Origin of the sequence: Vagococcus elongatus (genome assembly GCF_003987645.1) — a bacterium.
Classification (GTDB): domain Bacteria; phylum Bacillota; class Bacilli; order Lactobacillales; family Vagococcaceae; genus Vagococcus_A; species Vagococcus_A elongatus.
Window position 1 is genome coordinate 1 of sequence record NZ_NGKA01000052.1, and the last position, 1222, is coordinate 1222.

Consider the following 1222-nt stretch of genomic DNA (forward strand, 5'->3'; position numbering starts at 1 on the left):
AGTAGTTGTCCCCTACTTTTCCAGTTCTGATTTCCGGCTCGTCTATTTTATTACCAGAATCATCCATATACCTAACGATCACTTTGCCCCATTTTACTTCAGGTTCAGTCTCGATCTTTTTGTAGACATATGTGACAACTATTTCACCATCAATAAATTGGCCTCGTGCATTCGCTGGTATCTCTACTAGCTCATAGTCTTTATACTCGCGTTTAGTTGATAAGTAGTTGTCCCCTACTTTTCCAGTTCTGATTTCAGGCTCGTCTATTTTATTACCAGAATCATCCATATACCTAACGATTACTTTGCCCCATTTTACTTCAGGTTCAGTCTCAATCTTTTTGTAGACGTATGTGACAACTATTTCACCATCAATAAATTGGCCTCGGGCATTCGCTGGTATCTCTACTAGCTCATAGCCTTCATACTCGCGTTTAGTTGATAAGTAGTTGGCCCCTACTTTTCCAGTTCTGATTTCTGGCTCGTCTATTTTATTACCAGAATCATCCATATACCTAACAATCACTTTGCCCCATTTTACTTCAGGTTCAGTCTCGATTTTGCCAGTCCCATCCGGCGATACACGCTGAAGATTTTCATCAGGGACTATGGGGTTAACGGGCTCACTCGTTGAGCTTTGATCAGCGATCATTTCTTTTCCTGACTCAGCTGCGAATACTTCCCCAGCTGAGAAAATACTGGTTAAAGAACTTGGCACAATAAGCATAGTAACTGCAATTAGTGAGAAAAATTTTCTTTTCATTTTTAAACCTCTCCTCTTTCTAATATAATGTTTTTAATTTAAGAATTTATTTTTCAAAATAATTAAATTCCAAAACACAACATATAATGTAGCTATTGGTACGTTTGTTAATGTTGCTATAAAAAATTTGAACTGAAGAGTAGCTAATGACTGAACGATTACCCCCTTAATCAATTGATAACAAAGGATTGCTCATTTAAAGAAAAACATTGTATTTATTCTTTATTTACTCAACATACGTTAAATGAAATGAATCATAATCAGATATTAAGTCCTTTGTTATAAATCTGTTCCTAATAATAAGAAAACATAAATTATTGAAGCTATATTATCCTGAATTTTTCATACTTCAACCTTTAAAAGTTTTTCTTCCACTTCTTGTGGTGAAAAGTGGAAGAAAAAATTATTTTTCAACTTAGTAGGATAAAATCTGATAAAAATTTAAGGAAGCTGGATTCT

At 34.5% G+C, this 1222-nt stretch carries 1 protein-coding gene; it reads right to left on the reverse strand.

What is annotated here, in order from left to right; translation table 11 throughout:
• Positions 1-763, reverse strand: a 763-nt coding sequence (locus CBF29_RS13620) for a MucBP domain-containing protein (RefSeq protein ID WP_211334314.1), incomplete at its 3' end; no start/stop codon positions are given.
• Positions 764-1222 lie beyond the last annotated feature (459 nt).